At 61.7% G+C, this 15,969-nt stretch carries 17 protein-coding genes and 1 pseudogene; 10 read left to right on the forward strand and 8 right to left on the reverse strand.

Going from position 1 to position 15,969, the window contains the following annotated elements; all coding sequences use genetic code 11:
- Window positions 1-8: 8 nt before the first annotated feature.
- Window positions 9-479, reverse strand: coding sequence for an Lrp/AsnC family transcriptional regulator (locus tag M511_RS12465; RefSeq protein ID WP_010395393.1), 471 nt, complete (start codon window positions 477-479; stop codon window positions 9-11).
- 122 nt (window positions 480-601) lie between these two features.
- On the opposite strand from M511_RS12465, the gene hppD reads away from it, so the two are divergent.
- Window positions 602-1,714: a 4-hydroxyphenylpyruvate dioxygenase gene (hppD, locus tag M511_RS12470; protein WP_085502351.1), complete on the forward strand. Its 1,113-nt coding sequence runs from the start codon at window positions 602-604 to the stop codon at window positions 1,712-1,714.
- 3 nt (window positions 1,715-1,717) lie between these two features.
- Window positions 1,718-2,074, forward strand: a complete 357-nt coding sequence (locus M511_RS12475; protein WP_085502352.1) for a Rieske (2Fe-2S) protein — start codon at window positions 1,718-1,720, stop codon at window positions 2,072-2,074.
- Window positions 2,075-2,143: 69 nt separating this feature from the next.
- Here the strand turns inward: M511_RS12475 and M511_RS12480 are convergent, their stop codons facing one another.
- Entirely contained in the window at window positions 2,144-2,779 is a 636-nt protein-coding gene (locus M511_RS12480) for a calcium-binding protein (protein ID WP_085502353.1), read from the reverse strand.
- Window positions 2,780-3,014: 235 nt separating this feature from the next.
- Between M511_RS12480 and M511_RS12485 the strand changes: the two genes are divergently transcribed.
- Genes M511_RS12485 through M511_RS12495 form a run of 3 tightly spaced genes read left to right on the forward strand, consistent with a single transcriptional unit; the run spans window position 3,015 to window position 5,403 of the window.
- Window positions 3,015-3,365: a PepSY domain-containing protein gene (locus M511_RS12485; protein ID WP_010395383.1), complete on the forward strand. Its 351-nt coding sequence runs from the start codon at window positions 3,015-3,017 to the stop codon at window positions 3,363-3,365.
- On the forward strand, window positions 3,365-4,048 hold the full coding sequence (locus M511_RS12490; RefSeq protein ID WP_010395382.1) for a response regulator transcription factor: 684 nt from the start codon (window positions 3,365-3,367) through the stop codon (window positions 4,046-4,048). Before M511_RS12485 ends, M511_RS12490 begins: the two co-directional genes overlap by 1 nt.
- Entirely contained in the window at window positions 4,045-5,403 is a 1,359-nt protein-coding gene (locus tag M511_RS12495) for a sensor histidine kinase (RefSeq protein WP_085502354.1), read from the forward strand. Before M511_RS12490 ends, M511_RS12495 begins: the two co-directional genes overlap by 4 nt.
- Here the strand turns inward: M511_RS12495 and panC are convergent.
- Together panC and panB are read right to left on the reverse strand one after the other, a co-directional pair.
- Window positions 5,400-6,248, reverse strand: a complete 849-nt coding sequence (gene panC, locus M511_RS12500; protein ID WP_085502355.1) for a pantoate--beta-alanine ligase — start codon at window positions 6,246-6,248, stop codon at window positions 5,400-5,402. The two genes, M511_RS12495 and panC, sit on opposite strands and share 4 nt — an antisense overlap.
- Window positions 6,245-7,075, reverse strand: coding sequence for a 3-methyl-2-oxobutanoate hydroxymethyltransferase (panB, locus tag M511_RS12505; protein ID WP_085502356.1), 831 nt, complete (start codon window positions 7,073-7,075; stop codon window positions 6,245-6,247). The genes panC and panB overlap by 4 nt, the downstream gene beginning before the upstream one ends.
- A 493-nt stretch (window positions 7,076-7,568) precedes the next feature.
- On the opposite strand from panB, the gene argC reads away from it, so the two are divergent.
- On the forward strand, window positions 7,569-8,597 hold the full coding sequence (argC, locus tag M511_RS12510; RefSeq protein ID WP_085502357.1) for an N-acetyl-gamma-glutamyl-phosphate reductase: 1,029 nt from the start codon (window positions 7,569-7,571) through the stop codon (window positions 8,595-8,597).
- Between the two features lie 102 nt (window positions 8,598-8,699).
- Here the strand turns inward: argC and efp are convergent, their stop codons facing one another.
- Window positions 8,700-9,266 (reverse strand): elongation factor P, encoded by a 567-nt coding sequence (efp, locus tag M511_RS12515; RefSeq protein WP_010395373.1) that lies wholly within the window; start codon window positions 9,264-9,266, stop codon window positions 8,700-8,702.
- A gap of 136 nt (window positions 9,267-9,402) precedes the next feature.
- On the opposite strand from efp, the gene epmA reads away from it, so the two are divergent.
- The 4 genes from epmA (at window position 9,403) to M511_RS19230 (ending at window position 13,257) form a co-directional block, all read left to right on the forward strand.
- Window positions 9,403-10,461: an EF-P lysine aminoacylase EpmA gene (epmA, locus tag M511_RS12520; protein WP_085502358.1), complete on the forward strand. Its 1,059-nt coding sequence runs from the start codon at window positions 9,403-9,405 to the stop codon at window positions 10,459-10,461.
- Window positions 10,462-10,597: 136 nt separating this feature from the next.
- Entirely contained in the window at window positions 10,598-11,872 is a 1,275-nt protein-coding gene (locus tag M511_RS12525) for a lytic murein transglycosylase (protein ID WP_085502359.1), read from the forward strand.
- A 677-nt stretch (window positions 11,873-12,549) separates the two neighbouring features.
- Window positions 12,550-12,735, forward strand: a complete 186-nt coding sequence (locus M511_RS19225; protein ID WP_240547621.1) for a metallophosphoesterase family protein — start codon at window positions 12,550-12,552, stop codon at window positions 12,733-12,735.
- A gap of 288 nt (window positions 12,736-13,023) precedes the next feature.
- The gene (locus M511_RS19230; RefSeq protein WP_240547624.1) at window positions 13,024-13,257 is read left to right on the forward strand and encodes a hypothetical protein; all 234 of its coding nucleotides are present in this window, start codon (window positions 13,024-13,026) and stop codon (window positions 13,255-13,257) included.
- A 10-nt stretch (window positions 13,258-13,267) separates the two neighbouring features.
- Here M511_RS19230 and M511_RS19235 read toward each other — a convergent pair.
- The 3 genes and pseudogenes from M511_RS19235 to araD1 form a co-directional block, all read right to left on the reverse strand.
- A pseudogene (locus tag M511_RS19235) lies at window positions 13,268-13,387 on the reverse strand (gfo/Idh/MocA family oxidoreductase); the annotation flags it as partial.
- Window positions 13,387-14,394: a dihydroxy-acid dehydratase domain-containing protein gene (locus M511_RS12535; protein ID WP_085502361.1), complete on the reverse strand. Its 1,008-nt coding sequence runs from the start codon at window positions 14,392-14,394 to the stop codon at window positions 13,387-13,389. The gene M511_RS12535 and the pseudogene M511_RS19235, both read right to left, overlap by 1 nt.
- A gap of 7 nt (window positions 14,395-14,401) precedes the next feature.
- Window positions 14,402-15,391, reverse strand: coding sequence for an AraD1 family protein (gene araD1 / locus M511_RS12540; protein WP_085502362.1), 990 nt, complete (start codon window positions 15,389-15,391; stop codon window positions 14,402-14,404).
- Window positions 15,392-15,969: the final 578 nt, after the last annotated feature.

The raw sequence follows: 15,969 nt of genomic DNA on the forward strand, positions 1-15,969 counted from the left end.
CCGGCCCATCAAGGCAACGCGAGGCTGCGATCGTCCTTCAGCGTCTTCAAGACGATCTCAGAGCGTACCTGCGCCACCTGCGGCTGCGGCAGCAGATGACGATGAACAAAGTCCGAGAATGCCTCCAGATCGCGTACCCGCACATCAAGAATATAGTCCGCATCACCCGAGACCGAAAATGCCGAGCGGATCTGCGGATGGGCCGCGACGAAACGGGCAAAATCATCCTCTTTGCCCTGGCCATGGCTGCGCAGGTTCACACGGATGATGGCGCGCAGGCCAAAGCCCAGTTTTTGCGGGTTCAGCCGCGCGGCATAGCCTTCGATCACGCCGGCCTCTTCCAGCGCTGCGCGCCTGCGTGAACATTGCGAGGCCGACAGGTTTACCAGTTCGGCCAGCGCGGCATTCGTCATCGCCCCGTCACGCTGCAGGGCGTTGAGTATGGCGATATCGAATCCGTCTATGCGAACTTCTTGCATTGATCTGACCTATAATGCGCGATTCATGCCTTTTTATCGCGATCATGGCACATATTGCGCCATTCTTGCATCGAAAATGCGCGATCATTGTCCCAACAGACGCGAACAGAGGAGGAGACGCCATGGGTCCGTTCCCGCATGACGCCCCGAAAGCCACGATCAGCCCCAGCAACCCGGCCGGAACCGACGGTTTCGAGTTCGTCGAATTCGCCCATCCCCAGCCCGAGGTTCTGGACCGCATTTTCCTCCAGATGGGCTTTGTCCCGGTGGCAAAGCATAAAAGCCGCAACATCACCCTCTATCGTCAGGGAGACATCAACTATCTGCTGAATGCCGACCCTGACAGCCATGCTGCGGGGTTTGTGGGTGAGCACGGCCCCTGCGCCCCGGCGATGGCCTGGCGCGTCGTGAATGCGCAGGTAGCGTTGAAACGGGCGCTGGATCTTGGCGGGACCGAATATACCGGTTCCGGAAAATCCATCGACGCTCCGGCGGTTTATGGCATTGGCGGCTCGCTTTTGTACTTTGTCGACCGCTACGGTGATTTGGGCAGCGCCTATGACACAGATTACGATTGGCTGGACGAGCGTGACCCGCGTCCCGAGGGGTTCGGTTTCTACTACCTCGACCACCTGACCCATAATGTCATTCGCGGCAATATGGACACCTGGTACAAGTTCTATCACGACACGTTCAATTTCCGCGAAATCAACTATTTCGACATCAAGGGTCGCCAGACCGGGCTGGTCAGCCGGGCGTTGACCTCGCCCGATGGCAAGATCCGTATTCCGATCAATGAATCGACCGATGATCACAGCCAGATCGAGGAATATTTGCGCGAATACAAGGGCGAGGGCATCCAGCATATCGCCATCGCCACCGAGGATATCTACTCGGCGACCGATCGCATCGCCGCGGCGGGAATGAAGTTCATGCCCGGCCCGCCCGACACCTATTACGAAATGTCACATCGCCGGGTCAAAGGCCACGAAGAGCCGATCCCGCGGATGAAAAAGCACGGCATCCTCATTGATGGCGAGGGCGTTCTGGGCGGTGGCATGACCCGGATCCTGTTGCAGATATTTTCCAGGACCGTCATTGGACCGATCTTTTTCGAGTTCATTCAGCGCAAGGGTGACGACGGTTTTGGTGAGGGCAACTTCCGCGCCCTTTTTGAGTCGATCGAAGAGGATCAGATCCGCCGCGGCGTGCTAAAGATCGACGCAGTCGAGTAAGCGATGAGTTGGCGCGACTATGCCTCGGCCCCGCCTGTAGGCACCGATATTTGTGCCGAGGCTGATCTGGACCGTATCCGCTGCCTGACCGTGGAAAGCGACAATGGGCATTTTCCCCTGTTGCTGGTGCGGCTAACCGAGGAGATCCGGGCCTATGTGAACGCTTGCCCGCATCATTATCTGCCCTTGGATCACCTTGGCGACAGTATCCTTTCGGCCGATGGCAGACGGCTGATGTGTTCGGTCCATGGTGCGACATTCGACATCGCAAGCGGCGCGGCGGTGCAGGGTACGGATTGCGGACTTGACCCGGTGCCTCTGATGATCAGCAACGGCATGATCCGGATCGCGGGGGCCTGAACGCCCGCATGAGAACGCCGCCGCAATGGAATGCGGCGGCGTATTTCATCAGGACATGAAGGGCAGATCTCAGAAGATGAAATCGCTCATATCCAGCTGACCTAGTTGCATGTCACGGATGGTGACCGTGGTGTCGGCCGAAAGGCGCAGCACCAGATCGTCGCCAACCTGCTGGGCGTTCTTGATCACCGCCTGCACCTGAGCACGGCTGAAGTCATCAAAATCCAGACGGTCAACACCGTTCTGGAAATCGGTGATGATGTCACGGCCGTCGCCACGCTCGAATTCAAAGATATCGGCACCGGCACCGCCGTTCAGCACGTCATTGCCGCGACCGCCTTCCAGCTTGTCATTTCCATCGCCGCCATAAAGGCGATCATTGCCGTCGTCTCCCTCCAGCTCATCATTGCCTGCGCCCGCAACCAAGGTGTCATTGCCGGCGCCGCCTTCCAGCTCATCCCGGCCCGCGCCGCCGTGGAGATAATCAGCACCGCGGCCACCGTTCAGGTCGTCATTGCCATTGCCGCCGCTCAGGCTGTCACGGCCGTTGCCACCTTCCATCGTGTCATTGCCGTCACCACCGAACATGGTGTCGTTCCCATCCAGGCCGTACAGTTTGTCATTGCCGCCCAGGCCCGACAGCCAGTCACCGTATTTGGTCCCGGTCAACCGTTCCGAGAGAGAAGTGCCGATCTTGCGTACCATCGAACTAAATCCTTTCCTTTGCTCCAGCAGCGGTAGTGTTCCGCGATGATCGCTGAGCAATGCCATAACCATGCTGACAACGATCTGACCCGAACTGTCAGCACTCTGTCAGTTTTCTTAAACAGAGGTGTATTGAAAGGAAAGAAAACCCGCATAGCGGCAGAATAACCGCAAGACAGCATGATGCCGCCGTTTGTCAGTCAGATGTCAGCGATTTCTCTTTATGAATAGAACCATGAAAAGATGCGCTCTGCTGATCCTGATTCTGACTTTTCTGCCACCGCCCGCGGTTGGACAGCGGGCTGGGGTCTATTCCGTGCAGGACTCCTCGACGCCAGATTTTGAATTCGCCCGTGCTGCGGTCGAACGTGGCGAGATTCTGCCCCTTGCCGTGGCGCTGAAGCAGCTGCAAGAAACCCATCCGGGGCAGGTCACGGAAATCGAGATGGATCAAGAGGATGGCCTGCTGATTTATGAGGTCGAACTCATCACTACCGATGGCCGGCTGATCGAGGTCGAGATGGATGCCAGGACCGGCACCATCATCAAGCTTGAGGAAAGCGATGATGAAGAGGACGACGACTGATGCGCGCCCTTGTGGTTGAGGATGAGCTGCGGATTGCCGCGGATCTGGAGCGCGCGCTGAAAGCGGCGGGGTTTCTTGTCGAGTTGGTGGCCGATGGCGAGACAGCGTGGTTTCGCGGCGGCACCGAGAATTACGACTTGATCGTGCTGGATCTGAACCTGCCGCGCCTTGACGGGCTGACCGTGCTCAAGCGCTGGCGGGCCGAGGGTTGCGAAAGTCCGGTTCTGATCCTGACCGCGCGCGGTGCCTGGACCGAGCGGGTTGAGGGTATAGACGCCGGCGCCGACGACTACCTGCCCAAGCCATTCCGTATGGAGGAACTGATTGCCCGCGCCCGCGCGCTGGTGCGCCGAGCTGGGGGAAGGGGCAATGCGACCCAACAGATCGGGCGGCTGACGGTGGACATCAACCGCATGACCGCCTCAATCGACGGTATTCCGGTGTCGGTTACGCCGCTGGAGTTCCGGCTGATCGCATATCTTGCCGTGAACCGTGATCGCACCGTACCGCCGACCGAGCTGTTGGAGCATCTTTACGGTGACGATGATTCGCGCGAACTGAATGCTGTTGAAGCCATCATTACCCGGTTGCGTCGCAAGCTGGGCGCCGGCGTGATCGGGACCCGTCGCGGTTTTGGCTATCACCTCGAAGGGGGCGAGGCGCAGATGCAGGGCAGCGCGTGATCCGCTCGATCCGCTGGCGGCTGGTGCTGGCGGGGGCGCTGGCGATTGCGCTGGCGCTCGCGCTGTCCGGCTTTGGCCTGGCGATCCTGTTTGAACGCCATGTAGAACGTGTCACCATCGCTGATCTGCAAGCCCGGGCGCTGGCCCTGACGGCGATGGTGCAACCGGGAGGGGCCTCGGGCCCACGTCTGCGCGAATCGCCCGAAGACCCGCTATATGACCAGCCGTTCTCTGGCCATTACTGGCAGGTAGAGCTGGGGGATGAGATCCGCCGCTCACGCTCGCTTTGGGATCATGTGCTGGTCACTGGTCAACCCGTCCCATCCCCGGGCGAGGTCAAGGTACGGTCGCTGCCCGGCCCTCAGGGTGAGGCGCTGCTGGCTGTCGAGCAAAGCCTGATGGTCGGCCAAAGCGCCAATCCGGTGCCCCTGCGGATCATCGTTGCCTCGCATCGTTATGAGCTTGAGCTGGCGCGACGTGGCTTTCTGGGCGATCTGTTGCCCTATCTTGGACTGCTTGGGGCGGTGCTGCTGCTGGCCAGCTGGCTGCAGATCACCGTGGGGCTGCGGCCTTTGGCGCAGGTCGGCGCAAGGGTGGCCGAGCTGACCTCGGGTTCGCGTCCGCGCATTGGCCGCGATTTGCCGACCGAGGTAATCCCGCTTGCGACCGAAATCGACAAGCTTCTGGATGCCCGCGAGCAAGAGCTGGCACGCGCCCGTCACCGCGCCGCCAATATGGCGCATGGGTTCAAGACGCCGCTACAAGCCCTTTTGGGCGATGCGGCACGGCTGCGCGCCCGGAACGAGGATGAAATCGCCGGCAGTATCGAAACCATCGCCACCCAGATGCACCGCCATGTCGATCGTGAACTGGCGCGTGCACGCATCCAGTCAGACCGCAACACCTCTGGCGCTGAGCCTGAACGAATCGCTGCCAAACTGGTTGAGGTTCTGCGTCGGACCCCGATGGGGGCGGCGCTCGACTGGCAGGTGCCAAAACCCTCTGGCCTGCGGGCCCGGATCGACCCTGACGATCTGACCGAGGCGCTTGGCGCGCTGCTTGAGAACGCCATGCGCCACGCCCATGAGATGATACAGGTTTCGATCAAGGCAGAGGGTGGGCATATCCACATAGGTATCCGCGACGACGGCCCCGGTGTGCCCGAGGCCGATTTGACGCGGTTGACCCAACGCGGGCTTAGCCTTGACCCGAGCGGACAAGGGCAGGGCATCGGCCTTGCCATGGTCGCCGATATCACCGATGCAGCGCAGGGCGAATTGCGGCTGAGCAACGCCCGGCCCGGTTTCCTGGCCGAGCTTGTCTTTGATGCACTGCCTGCACAGCCCGGCGCTTAGGGCAGATTGACCGCCACATTGTCGATCAACCGTACGCCATCAAGCCATGCCGCAACCAGCAATCGCGTTGCGCGGCCGGCCTGCGGCGCCTCAAGCGTGTCGCCATCGCGCAACTCCAGGTATTCCACCGGGGTAATTCCTGCCGCCTCAAGCTCGGCCGCCGCTGCTGTCAAAGTTGCCTCGACCGGCTCGCCCGCCTCGATCTTTCGCGCGGCCTCGAACAGGGCACGGGGCAGGGCGGCGGCGCGGCTGCGGCCCTCGGGGCTAAGGCGCTGGTTGCGGGACGAAAGCGCCAGCCCATCCTCGTCACGGACACAGGGGCAGGGGACAATCTCGACCGGCATTTTCAGGTCCTGCACCAGCCGCCGCACCAGTTGAAGCTGCTGCCAGTCTTTTTCGCCGAAAAAGGCGCGATCAGCCTGGGTCATGTTGAAAAGCAGCGTCACCACCGTCGCCACTCCGTCGAAATGGCCGGGGCGATGCTGCCCCTCCAGCGGTTCGGTTACGCCCGAAACCGAAATGACCGTCGCATGACCCGGCGGATAAACCTCATCACCATCGGGAACAAACAGCGCATCCACGCCAAGCGGCCCCAAAAGCGCCGCATCGGCGTGTTCGGTGCGGGGATATTTCGCAAAATCCTCGGAACTGTTGAACTGGCGCGGATTGACGAACAGGGTGACGATCACCCGGTCGCAACTGGTCCGCGCTGCGCGCACAAGGCTAAGATGACCCTCATGCAGCGCACCCATGGTCGGCACCACGCCGATGGTCTCGCCCCGGGATTTCCAGTCGCGGATCAGGGCGCGCAATTCGGCAAGCGGGCGGATGATCGGCGCACTCATGCGGGTTTGCCCTCGCCAAAGGCATGTTCCGGACCGGGAAAGCGGCGCGCACGTACCTCGGCGGCATAGGCGGCGATTGCCGCATCCGCGTCCTGGCCAAGTTCGGCGTAACGTTTGACGAATTTTGGCCGAAAGTCCGAGAAAAGCCCCAGCATGTCATCGACGACCAGAACCTGCCCGTCGCAATCAGCACCAGCACCGATCCCAATGGTCGGCACAGCGATTTCCCGGGTGATGCGATGACCCAAAGCCTCGGGCAGTTTCTCAAGCACCACCGAGAATGCTCCGGCCTCGGCCAACGCCCGCGCATCAAGGGCGATACGGTCAGCCTCGGCCTGACCACGTCCTTGCACCTTGTATCCGCCAAGGGTGTTCACTGATTGCGGGGTCAGCCCGACATGACCCATGACGGGGATGCCGCGCGCGACCAGAAACGCCACGGTTTCCGCCATATGCAGCCCGCCCTCAAGCTTGACGGCATGACAGCCCGTCTCGGCCATCAGGCGCGAGGCGTTGCGGAATGCCTGTGCCGGCCCCTCTTCATAGCTGCCAAAGGGCATGTCGACCACCAGACACGCGTGGGACAGGCCGCGCGCGACGGCCTTGCCGTGCAGGATCATCATTTCCATGGTGACGCCAAGGGTCGAGGGCAGGCCATGCAGAACCATGCCCAGACTGTCGCCGACCAGCGCAATGTCACAATGCGCATCGACCAGCCGCGCCATCGGGGTGGTATAGGCGGTCAGGCAGACCACGGGTTCGCCGCCCTTGCGGGCACGGATATCGCCGGGACCAAGGCGGTCCTTGCGTTCGGGGGTCGCACTCATATCAATCCCTCTCCGTCAGTCCTGGCCTTGGCGGCCGCTGCCCGAATATTGGATTCGCGCCCGCATGTCTCGCAATAAAATGATGCAGATGCAGCATTCTTGCGCAGGATTATGATCTGACCGCATTGATTGAATTATTTATTCATATATTACAGTTAATTATATGGTATATGTCGAATCTGGAGCATGTTTGCAAAATCTGCGCTCGCCAATCTCCGGCACAGGCAGGCGGGCGTTCCGCCCAACGGTGGAAGGAAAAGATTCAATAACTTCTAGTTATATAATAGTAAAATCAGAATGATAAACATAAAATCTATAAAATTTCAAGGTAAAGCACTTTCCCGACCATTCACCCCAAGCCGCTGCCTCCTCCCGCGCTCAGCTTGACATGGCGGCGGGCCGGGCATAGTGCCGGTTCCGGCCGCCGCGAGGTTGCGGAATGGGCCAAAACCATCCTCGGCCGCCGCCGCGGCCAGTTCCTCGGGGTCGAAACATGACGCTGAAAGCCGCCATCCTTGGTGCTTCGGGCTATACGGGGGCGGAGCTTGTCCGCATCCTGGCCACCCATCCCCGGATCGAGGTTGCCGCACTGTCGGCTGACCGCAAAGCCGGGCAGGGCTATGATGAGGTTTTCCCGCATCTGCGACATCTGAAGCTGCCGCCCCTGATGCGGATGGAAGAGATTGATTTCTCGGGCATCGACGTGGTTTTCTGCGCCCTGCCGCATGGCCTTAGCCAGCCGCTGGTCGGCCAGTTGCCGCGGGATGTCAAGATCGTCGATCTGGGCGCCGATTTCCGGCTGCGCAACCCCGAGGATTACAAACACTGGTACGGATTAGACCATGCAGCGCCCGAGGTTCAGCCCGAGGCAGTCTATGGCCTGACCGAATTTTATCGCGACCAGATCCGCGACGCACGCCTTGTCGCCGGAACGGGCTGTAATGCCGCCACGGTACAATTTGCGCTGCGGCCGCTGATCGGCTCGGGGCTGATCAATCTGGACGATATCATCTGCGATCTCAAGAACGGAGTTTCCGGGGCAGGGCGCTCGCTCAAGGAAAACATGCTGTTCGCCGAACGCTCCGAGGATGTTGCGGGCTATTCGCAGGGCGGCAAACACCGCCATCTGGGCGAGTTCGATCAAGAGTTTTCGTCGCTTGCCGGACGCGAGGTCCGCATTCAGTTCACCCCCCATCTGGTGCCGGTGAACCGCGGCATCCTTGCATCCTGCTATCTCAAGGGCGAGGCGCAGGCCATTCATTCGGCCTTGGCCAATGCCTATGCCGATGAGCCTTTTATCGTCGTCCTGCCATTTGGCCAGCTGCCGGCCATGTCACATGTGCAGGGGTCGAATTTTTGCCATATCGGCGTGATTGGGGACCGGATCTCGGGTCGCACACTGGTCGTCTCGACGCTGGACAACCTGTGCAAAGGGTCCTCGGGGCAGGCGGTACAGAACGCCAACCTGATGCTGGGCTTGCCCGAGACCGAAGGGCTGATGCTCGCACCCATTTTCCCCTGACGCCGGGCTATCCGCACAACCCGCACAATCTGCGGATATAATCCGAAAATAAAAAAGGGCGGGGGATAGCACATCCCCCGCCCTGAATTTTGGGCCTGCAGTTCAGGCCTTGGCGCGTTCGACATAAGTCAGGTCAGCGGTGTTGATGATCACCTTGGTGCCAACGCCGATATGCGGCGGGACCATGATGCGCACGCCGTTATGGGCCACAGCGGGCTTGTAGCTTGACGAAGCGGTCTGGCCCTTGACCACCGGCTCGGTCTCGACAACCTCGACGGTCACTTTCTGCGGCAACTCCAGGGCGATCGCTACACCGTTATGCACCTGCAGGAAGACGCGCACGCCATCCTCAAGGAACACCTTGTCATCACCGACCACATCGGGCGAAACCACGATCTGCTCATAGCTCTCGGGCTCCATGAAGTGGTAGCCTTCGCCATCCTCATAAAGGAAGTCGTATTCGCGCTCGTCCACATGGGCACGTTCGACCTGCTCGGTGGTTTTCCACCGCTCCGAGACCTTGGTCCCGTCCGAGATGCGGCGCAGATCGACCTGAGTGACGGGCGTGCCCTTACCGGGGTGAAAGTTCTGGGCGGTCAGAACGACATAAAGTTTGCCGTCGATCTCGACGACATTGCCTTTGCGAAGGCTGGAGGCGATGACTTTCAAGGCGGTTTCCCTTGCCTGCTTTTCAAGTTCCGAAAGGCCAGCTATCGAAGGCCGGCGAAGATGATACCCCATAGCGTTTTTCGCAGCTTTGCGCCAGCCGCAAGCAGAAAACGACACTCAGGAAGGAGTCGCGCGCATGAACCCCCCTTTGAACGGCGCAAAATCCAACCCGTGGTGGGACCGCAACCGCCATGCCGGGCGGCGACCTTTGCTGTTGGCGCGCAACCGTATTCAGGCGGCGATCCGCGACTGGCTTGGTGCACAGGGCTTTGTCGAGGTCGATCCGCTGGCGCTGGCCGTAAGCCCGGGGAATGAGGCCCACTTGCACGCATTCGCTACCAGCCGGATCGGCAATGATGGCGAGGCGCAGCCGATGTATCTGCACACCAGTCCCGAATTTGCGATGAAAAAGCTGCTGGCGGCGGGTGAAGCGCGCATCTTTGCCTTTAGTCACGTCTGGCGCAACCGCGAGTGCGGCGCCCTGCATAGCCCCGAATTCTGTATGCTGGAATGGTATCGGTCAGGCGAAGATTATCGCGTTCTTTTCGATGATTGCGCGCAATATCTAAAGCACGCGGCCGAGGTTGCGGGGGCCGAGGCGCTGCGGTTTCGCGGGGCCGAATGCGACCCCTATGCTGCACCTGAGGTGATGTCCGTTGCCGAGGCTTTCCGCGAGTACGCCGGTATAGATCTGCTTGCGACCTGCGACGGCTCCGAAACCGATGCCGGCGCATTGCGGGCACAGGCCGAGGGGCAGGGGATCCGGCTGGCTGCGGATGACGGCTGGTCCGATATTCTGTCGCGTATTCTGGTCGAAAAGGTCGAGCCGCATCTTGGTATGGGCCGGCCACTGATCCTTGATCGCTACCCTGCGGCCGAGGCGGCGCTGGCCCGCCCGACCTCAGGCGACCCGCGTGAGGCTGAGCGGTTTGAGCTTTATGCTTGTGGGGTCGAGCTTGCCAACGGCTTTGGCGAGCTGACCGATCCTGTTGAGCAGCGCCGTCGCTTTCAGGCCGAGATGGATGAAAAAGCGCGAATCTATGGCGAGCGTTATCCGCTGGACGAGGATTTTCTGGCCGCATTGGCTTTCATGCCGCCTGCTTCGGGCTGCGCCTTGGGGTTTGACCGGCTGGTCATGCTGGCAACCGGAGCGCCCCGAATTGATGAGGTCATCTGGACGCCACTTATAGAATAAGCAAAATCAATGTCTAATTAATAATATATTATGTTATTTCTTACATAGCGGTGCTTTGCCACCGGCAAGATTTCGGCTTTCAGCATTGAAAATCCGCGGTTAGGCTGGGGCAAAACGCTTTGACGAAGGAACGGGCATGCGGCTTTCTTTGCGACTTTCAGCGACGCTTACAGCCATGGCTTTGCTGCTTGGCGGCTGCGCCGGGAATTACACCGGCATGGGCGTGCCGCAGCAGGAACAAGAGATCAAATGGGGCCGCTATCAGAACCCGCCGCCCGAAAAGGTTGCCGGGCTGCAAAACTGGGTCGAGGGTTTCAAGGCACGAGCACGCGCCCAAGGCATCAGCGACAGCACGCTAAGCATCGCTTTCCGCGACGTGACCTATAACCCCGAGGTCGTGCGGCGCTCGCAAAACCAGGCAGAATTCAAGAAATCTCTGTGGGAATATCTTGAAAACGCGGTCTCAGAGAAACGCCAGAACAATGGTCGCGCGGCGCTGGCGCAATATGGCAATGTGCTGAGCCGGATCGAGGCGACCTACGGGGTCGATAAAGAGATCGTCACCGCCGTCTGGGGCATGGAATCGACCTATGGTGAGCGGCGCGGGGACCTGCCGCTGATCGAGGCGCTTTCGACGCTTTCCTATGAAGGCTACCGGGGTGATTTCTTCCGCAGCCAGCTGATGGCGTCGCTGCGCATCCTGCAAGCGGGCGACATCGACCCTGGACATATGACCGGCAGCTGGGCCGGCGCCATGGGCCACACCCAGTTCATTCCGACGACTTATCTAAGCTATGCTGTTGATTTCACTGGGGACGGCAGGCGCGATATCTGGTCGAACGATCCCTCTGACGCGCTTGCATCAGCCGCGAATTATCTGGCGAAATCCGGCTGGCAGCCGGGTCTGCCCGCTGCAGTCGAGGTGACGCTGCCCGCAGGGTTCAACACTGGCCTCGCCGGCAAGGGCAAGCGCCGCAGTGTTGCCGAGTGGCAGTCGCTTGGCATTCGTCAGGCAACCTCGCGGCCCTTGCCGCCTGGCGCCGCCTCGGCCGAGCTGATCCTTCCCGGTGGCTCATCCGGTGCGGCTTTCCTGATCACGCGCAATTTCCACGCCATCCTGCGCTATAACAACGCCGACAGCTATGCACTGGCGGTGGCGCATCTGGCCGACCGGCTCAAGGGTTATCCGGGACTTGCGAACCCGTGGCCCGCCAATCATCCCGGCCTGAGGATCGAGCAGCGCAAAGAGATGCAACGCCTGCTGACCGCGCGCGGCTTTGATACGCAGGGCGTCGATGGCAACGTCGGCTCGAACACGATCAATGCGATCAAGGCCTATCAAACCTCGCGCGGACTGCCGGTGACCGGCGAGCCTTCTGCCGCGCTGCTTGAACAGCTGCGTCGGGGCTGAGTAGTGGCAATAGACCGGGCGCAATGAGCGTCCGGTCTGCTTCTCGTTTGGTTAACCTGCTGACGCAATTTAATTACATAATACAGATTACCGGGCATTTACTCTTGTGAGGTGAAAGCCCGTGTCAAACAACCGAAATAATGGCCATTCGGGCCCCTTTTTTTGTCCTTTCTACAACCAATTAATGGCCATCGCAGCGCTTGATTGTAAGCAAAATTGTTTTATTTCAATTCGTTGAAGGAATCCGGCCAGATGGTGCCAGAGGCCGTGGTCTGTCATCGGGCCTCGGACCCGAGCCGTTGACCGCCGGGACGCTGCCCGGCAAGGTCGCCTCAATCCCATCCGGAGCGATGGAACGGCGTGAAGCTCGCCGGATCTCCGCAGTTTCCTGATTACCACGTTTCCGCCGGAAAGCGCGGCTTCTCCGAGCGGCCGAGCCATGTCTCGAGGGTCGACGCAATGTCGCAACATTAAACCCATCCAGGTTGAGCCGGTCGTCAGCCCGCCTCCCCTGCCCTGACTCACTTCCATCCTGTCGGAATCGCCTGGCCGGTTCTCCGGCCGCCGGCCCCGCTTTGCCAAAAGGAATCCTCATGTCCAGCATCCCGTTTATCGAGGCCTATCCATCCGAACGAAAGTCGGGTCGATCTCGTTCTGACCACAGGGGCATGTGGCCAATGAACGTTCTGATCACAGCCGATCTGCATCTCGACCTCTGGGCCCGTGCCGGGCGCGATCCTTTTGCCGGGATCGTGCCGGTGTTGCGTGACCTCGACGCGCTGATCATCGCGGGCGATCTCGCCAATGATCCAAAACGGAACTGGCCTTGGCGTTGGCCCGGATCGCCTCAGGTGCGGGTGTGAACCTGGCCCAGAGTCAGTTTCTGACCTTCGGCGCCTGCCACCTGCCACCTGCCGCCTGCTGTGCTGCACGCTCTGGACGGATTTCGCCTTGCTGGGCGATCCGGGGACGGCGGTGGAGCGTGCGGCGATGGTCATGCCGGATTACGGTCGAATTCGTCGGGCAGAGGGCGGGCTTATCAGCCCCGAGGACACCGTCGCGATTCACCGCGATCACCTCGACTGGTTGACGCGGGAGATTGCCAGACCCTGCACGGACAAGCCATTGTCGTCACCCATCACGCCCCGTGCTTGGCGGTCTCCGATCCGATTTCGGGCATCAGCGCGGCCTTCGCTTCGGATCTTGACGGCTGGATCGAGACGCACCTGCCTGATTACTGGTTCTTCGGTCATACCCACCGGCCGCTGTCGGTCCGTATCCGCGGTGCTCCGGTTGTCAACGTCTCGCTCGGCTATCCCGACGAGGTGCCCGAGGGCGGTGAGGCCGAACTTCTGCTGCGCGGCCTGATTTTCCCCGGCGCCTGACCGCCATTCCCCCAACGACCCTTCCATGCCGGCTGACGGTCGCGGCCAGCTCCCAGTCGGGGCTGGCCGCCAGCGCCGGGACGTGCTGGTCCAGCGCGATCTTGCCGATGCCGACGAGCGCGATCCGCATCAGTGGCTGTCCTTTCCGACCGGGTTGCCGCGGCAGCCGCGCAGGAAATCCAGGTCCGCGCCGGTATCCGCGCCCATGACATGCTGCTGGTGCAGCCAGGCATAGCCGCTGGCGGGCTGGTCGGGCAGCGGCCGCCATTCGGCCAGCCGCGCCGCCAGTTCCGCATCCGAAATGTCCAGGTGCAACCGGCGGTTCGGCACGTCGAGCACGATCATGTCGCCGTCGCGCACCACGGCCAGCGGCCCGCCCGCCGCCGCCTCGGGTGAGGTGTGCAGGACCACGGTGCCATAGGCGGTGCCCGACATGCGCGCGTCGGACACCCGCACCATGTCGGTGATGCCCTTGCGCAGCACCTTGGGCGGCAGGCCCATGTTGCCGACCTCGGCCTTGCCGGGATAGCCCCTGGGCCCGCAGTTCTTCAGCACCATGACGCAGGTCTCGTCGATGTCCAGCGCCTCATCCTCGATCCTGGCCTTGTAGTCGTCGATGTCCTCGAAGACGACCGCCCGGCCGCGATGCACCATCAGGTGCGGGCTGGCGGCCGAGGGCTTCAGCACCGCCCCGTTCGGCGCCAGGTTGCTGCGCAGCACGGCGATGCCGCCCTGGTCGGTCAGCAGCCGGTCGGCGGGCAGGATCACCTCCTCGTTCCAGTTCACCACCTCCTTGACCTCGTCCCAGATCGTGGCGCCACTGACGGTCAGCGCGTCCTTGTGAAGCTGCCCGGCCTCGCCCAGCCGCTTGATGACCACCGGCAGGCCGCCGGCCTCCCACACGCCCGCCTTCACCTTTTCCGCCAGCTCGCGCAGGTGGCCGTTGCAGGGCGTCAGGTCCGACCAGGTGTTCAGGATGCCGATCACCGGGCGGCCGTCGAACAGGTCATGCGGATAGCCCTGGTTCTTCATCCAGCCGCGGTGATAGATCGTGTCGCGCGAATTGCCGCCATACCAATGCTGCGAGCGCAGCTGGCGCGGCCATAGGGCGGGAGTAAAGGACGGGGTGCTGGACATGCGACTTCTAGAGGGTGGCGACGGCGACCGGCACCGCATCGTTGGGCATCTGGACCAGCGGGTTGTGCAGCGGCAGGCCGAGCGCGGGGGCCTCGATCTGGAACACGTCGCCCGGCCGGGCATGGACGCCGTCGGCAAAGGACAGCGTCGCCGTGCCGAGGAAATGCACATGCACATCGCCCGGCTGGCGGAACAGCGCATATTTGAAATGATGGTGTTCCAGGTTGGCGATGCTGTGGCTCATGTTCGCCTCGCCCGACAGGAAGGGCCTTTCCCAAAGCGTGGCGCCGTCGCGCAGGATGCGGCTGGTACCCTCGACATGCTGCGGCAGCGCGCCCAGCAGCATCTCGGGGCCGAAGCTGGCCGGGCGCAGCTTGGAATGGGCGAGCCAGAGGTAGTTGCCCCGTTCCGTGACGTGGTCGGAAAACTCGTTCCCCAGCGCGAAGCCCAGCCGGAAGGGCGTGCCGTCCGGGCCGATGACGTAAAGCCCGGCGATTTCCGGCTCCTCGCCCGCGTCCAGCGCAAAGCCGGGGCTGTCCAATGCCGCGCCGGGCGCCACGGCGGCATGGCCATTGCCCTTGTAGAACCATTCGGGCTGCGCGCCGACCTGGCCTGTGCCGGGCTTGCCGCCTTCGAGGCCCATGCGGAACATCTTCATGCTGTCGGTCAGCTCGTCGCCGTCCAGCTTGGCATGCATGGTATTGCGCGTCGCGGCCGAGCTGAGATGCGTCAGCCCCGTCCCGGTCAGGTGCAGATGCGCCGGGTCGGGATGGTCCAGCGGCAGTAGCATCCGCCCCTCGGCCAGCGCGGCACCCAAGTCGACCGGGGCGCCTTGGCAGCGCGCCTGGACCTCGCCGGCCAGGCTGCGGCCGGCGGCGATAGCGTCCAGCACCAGGGCGCGGGTGCTGTCCATGCCCGGAACCAGATGCGCGGCATCGCCGTCACGCAAGGCCACCGCACGTCCGCCATCCGGCAAAAGCAATTGCGACAAAAACATGGATCAGCCTTACATTCTCAGTTGGGGTGATGCGGTGACCGCAGCCCGTCCCGGTTGGCGGGACATGGAAGGATGATCGCCAATACAGTGCGGCAACTCTGGATGACATGATTTCCTCTCCCTCGCAGCGCATGGCCGCGTCGACCCGGAGGGCCTTGCCAGCACGATAGCAAGCAAACTACATGATGATAAAATTATATTAATGCCATTCCATATGCATATATTGGTATACGTTGTGCCTCTCCCGCAGCATGCTAATCACGTGGCGCTTCGGCTTGGGCATGGCGAGCACACGATGGGAAAATGGCGTCGCCGGTTTGCCGAGCATCGGATCGAGGGGCTGACCGACCAATATCGCTCAGGGCGGCGGCCACGGACGGTATTGGATGCGCAGGTTGCAGGCTGCTGCCCGTGTCAACGGCGGAGCAAAAGTCGGCCGGGGCGGCGGCGTAAAGTCCGGCCAGTTGGGGGGTGCGCCATGGCGCGCGCGCTGGCCACATAGCTGGCGCGAGCCATGGCGCACTGGCCCCTTAGGGCCAATCGTGGGTAGATATTTTATGGTGATCAGCGCTGTTTAC

The sequence above is a fragment of the Paracoccus sp. J56 genome, assembly GCF_019633685.1.
Classification (GTDB): Bacteria; Pseudomonadota; Alphaproteobacteria; order Rhodobacterales; family Rhodobacteraceae; genus Paracoccus; species Paracoccus kondratievae.

What these genes read in the sequence shown, in the direction of transcription:
- M511_RS12465 (WP_010395393.1), bottom strand. Translation starts at nt 479, where the DNA reads ATGCAAGAAGTTCGCATAGACGGATTCGATATCGCCATACTCAACGCC.
- hppD (WP_085502351.1), top strand. Translation starts at nt 602, where the DNA reads ATGGGTCCGTTCCCGCATGACGCCCCGAAAGCCACGATCAGCCCCAGC.
- M511_RS12475 (WP_085502352.1), top strand. Translation starts at nt 1,718, where the DNA reads ATGAGTTGGCGCGACTATGCCTCGGCCCCGCCTGTAGGCACCGATATT.
- M511_RS12480 (WP_085502353.1), bottom strand. Translation starts at nt 2,779, where the DNA reads ATGGTACGCAAGATCGGCACTTCTCTCTCGGAACGGTTGACCGGGACC.
- M511_RS12485 (WP_010395383.1), top strand. Translation starts at nt 3,015, where the DNA reads ATGAAAAGATGCGCTCTGCTGATCCTGATTCTGACTTTTCTGCCACCG.
- M511_RS12490 (WP_010395382.1), top strand. Translation starts at nt 3,365, where the DNA reads ATGCGCGCCCTTGTGGTTGAGGATGAGCTGCGGATTGCCGCGGATCTG.
- panC (WP_085502355.1), bottom strand. Translation starts at nt 6,248, where the DNA reads ATGAGTGCGCCGATCATCCGCCCGCTTGCCGAATTGCGCGCCCTGATC.
- panB (WP_085502356.1), bottom strand. Translation starts at nt 7,075, where the DNA reads ATGAGTGCGACCCCCGAACGCAAGGACCGCCTTGGTCCCGGCGATATC.
- argC (WP_085502357.1), top strand. Translation starts at nt 7,569, where the DNA reads ATGACGCTGAAAGCCGCCATCCTTGGTGCTTCGGGCTATACGGGGGCG.
- epmA (WP_085502358.1), top strand. Translation starts at nt 9,403, where the DNA reads ATGAACCCCCCTTTGAACGGCGCAAAATCCAACCCGTGGTGGGACCGC.
- M511_RS12525 (WP_085502359.1), top strand. Translation starts at nt 10,598, where the DNA reads ATGCGGCTTTCTTTGCGACTTTCAGCGACGCTTACAGCCATGGCTTTG.
- M511_RS19225 (WP_240547621.1), top strand. Translation starts at nt 12,550, where the DNA reads ATGAACGTTCTGATCACAGCCGATCTGCATCTCGACCTCTGGGCCCGT.
- M511_RS12535 (WP_085502361.1), bottom strand. Translation starts at nt 14,394, where the DNA reads ATGTCCAGCACCCCGTCCTTTACTCCCGCCCTATGGCCGCGCCAGCTG.
- araD1 (WP_085502362.1), bottom strand. Translation starts at nt 15,391, where the DNA reads ATGTTTTTGTCGCAATTGCTTTTGCCGGATGGCGGACGTGCGGTGGCC.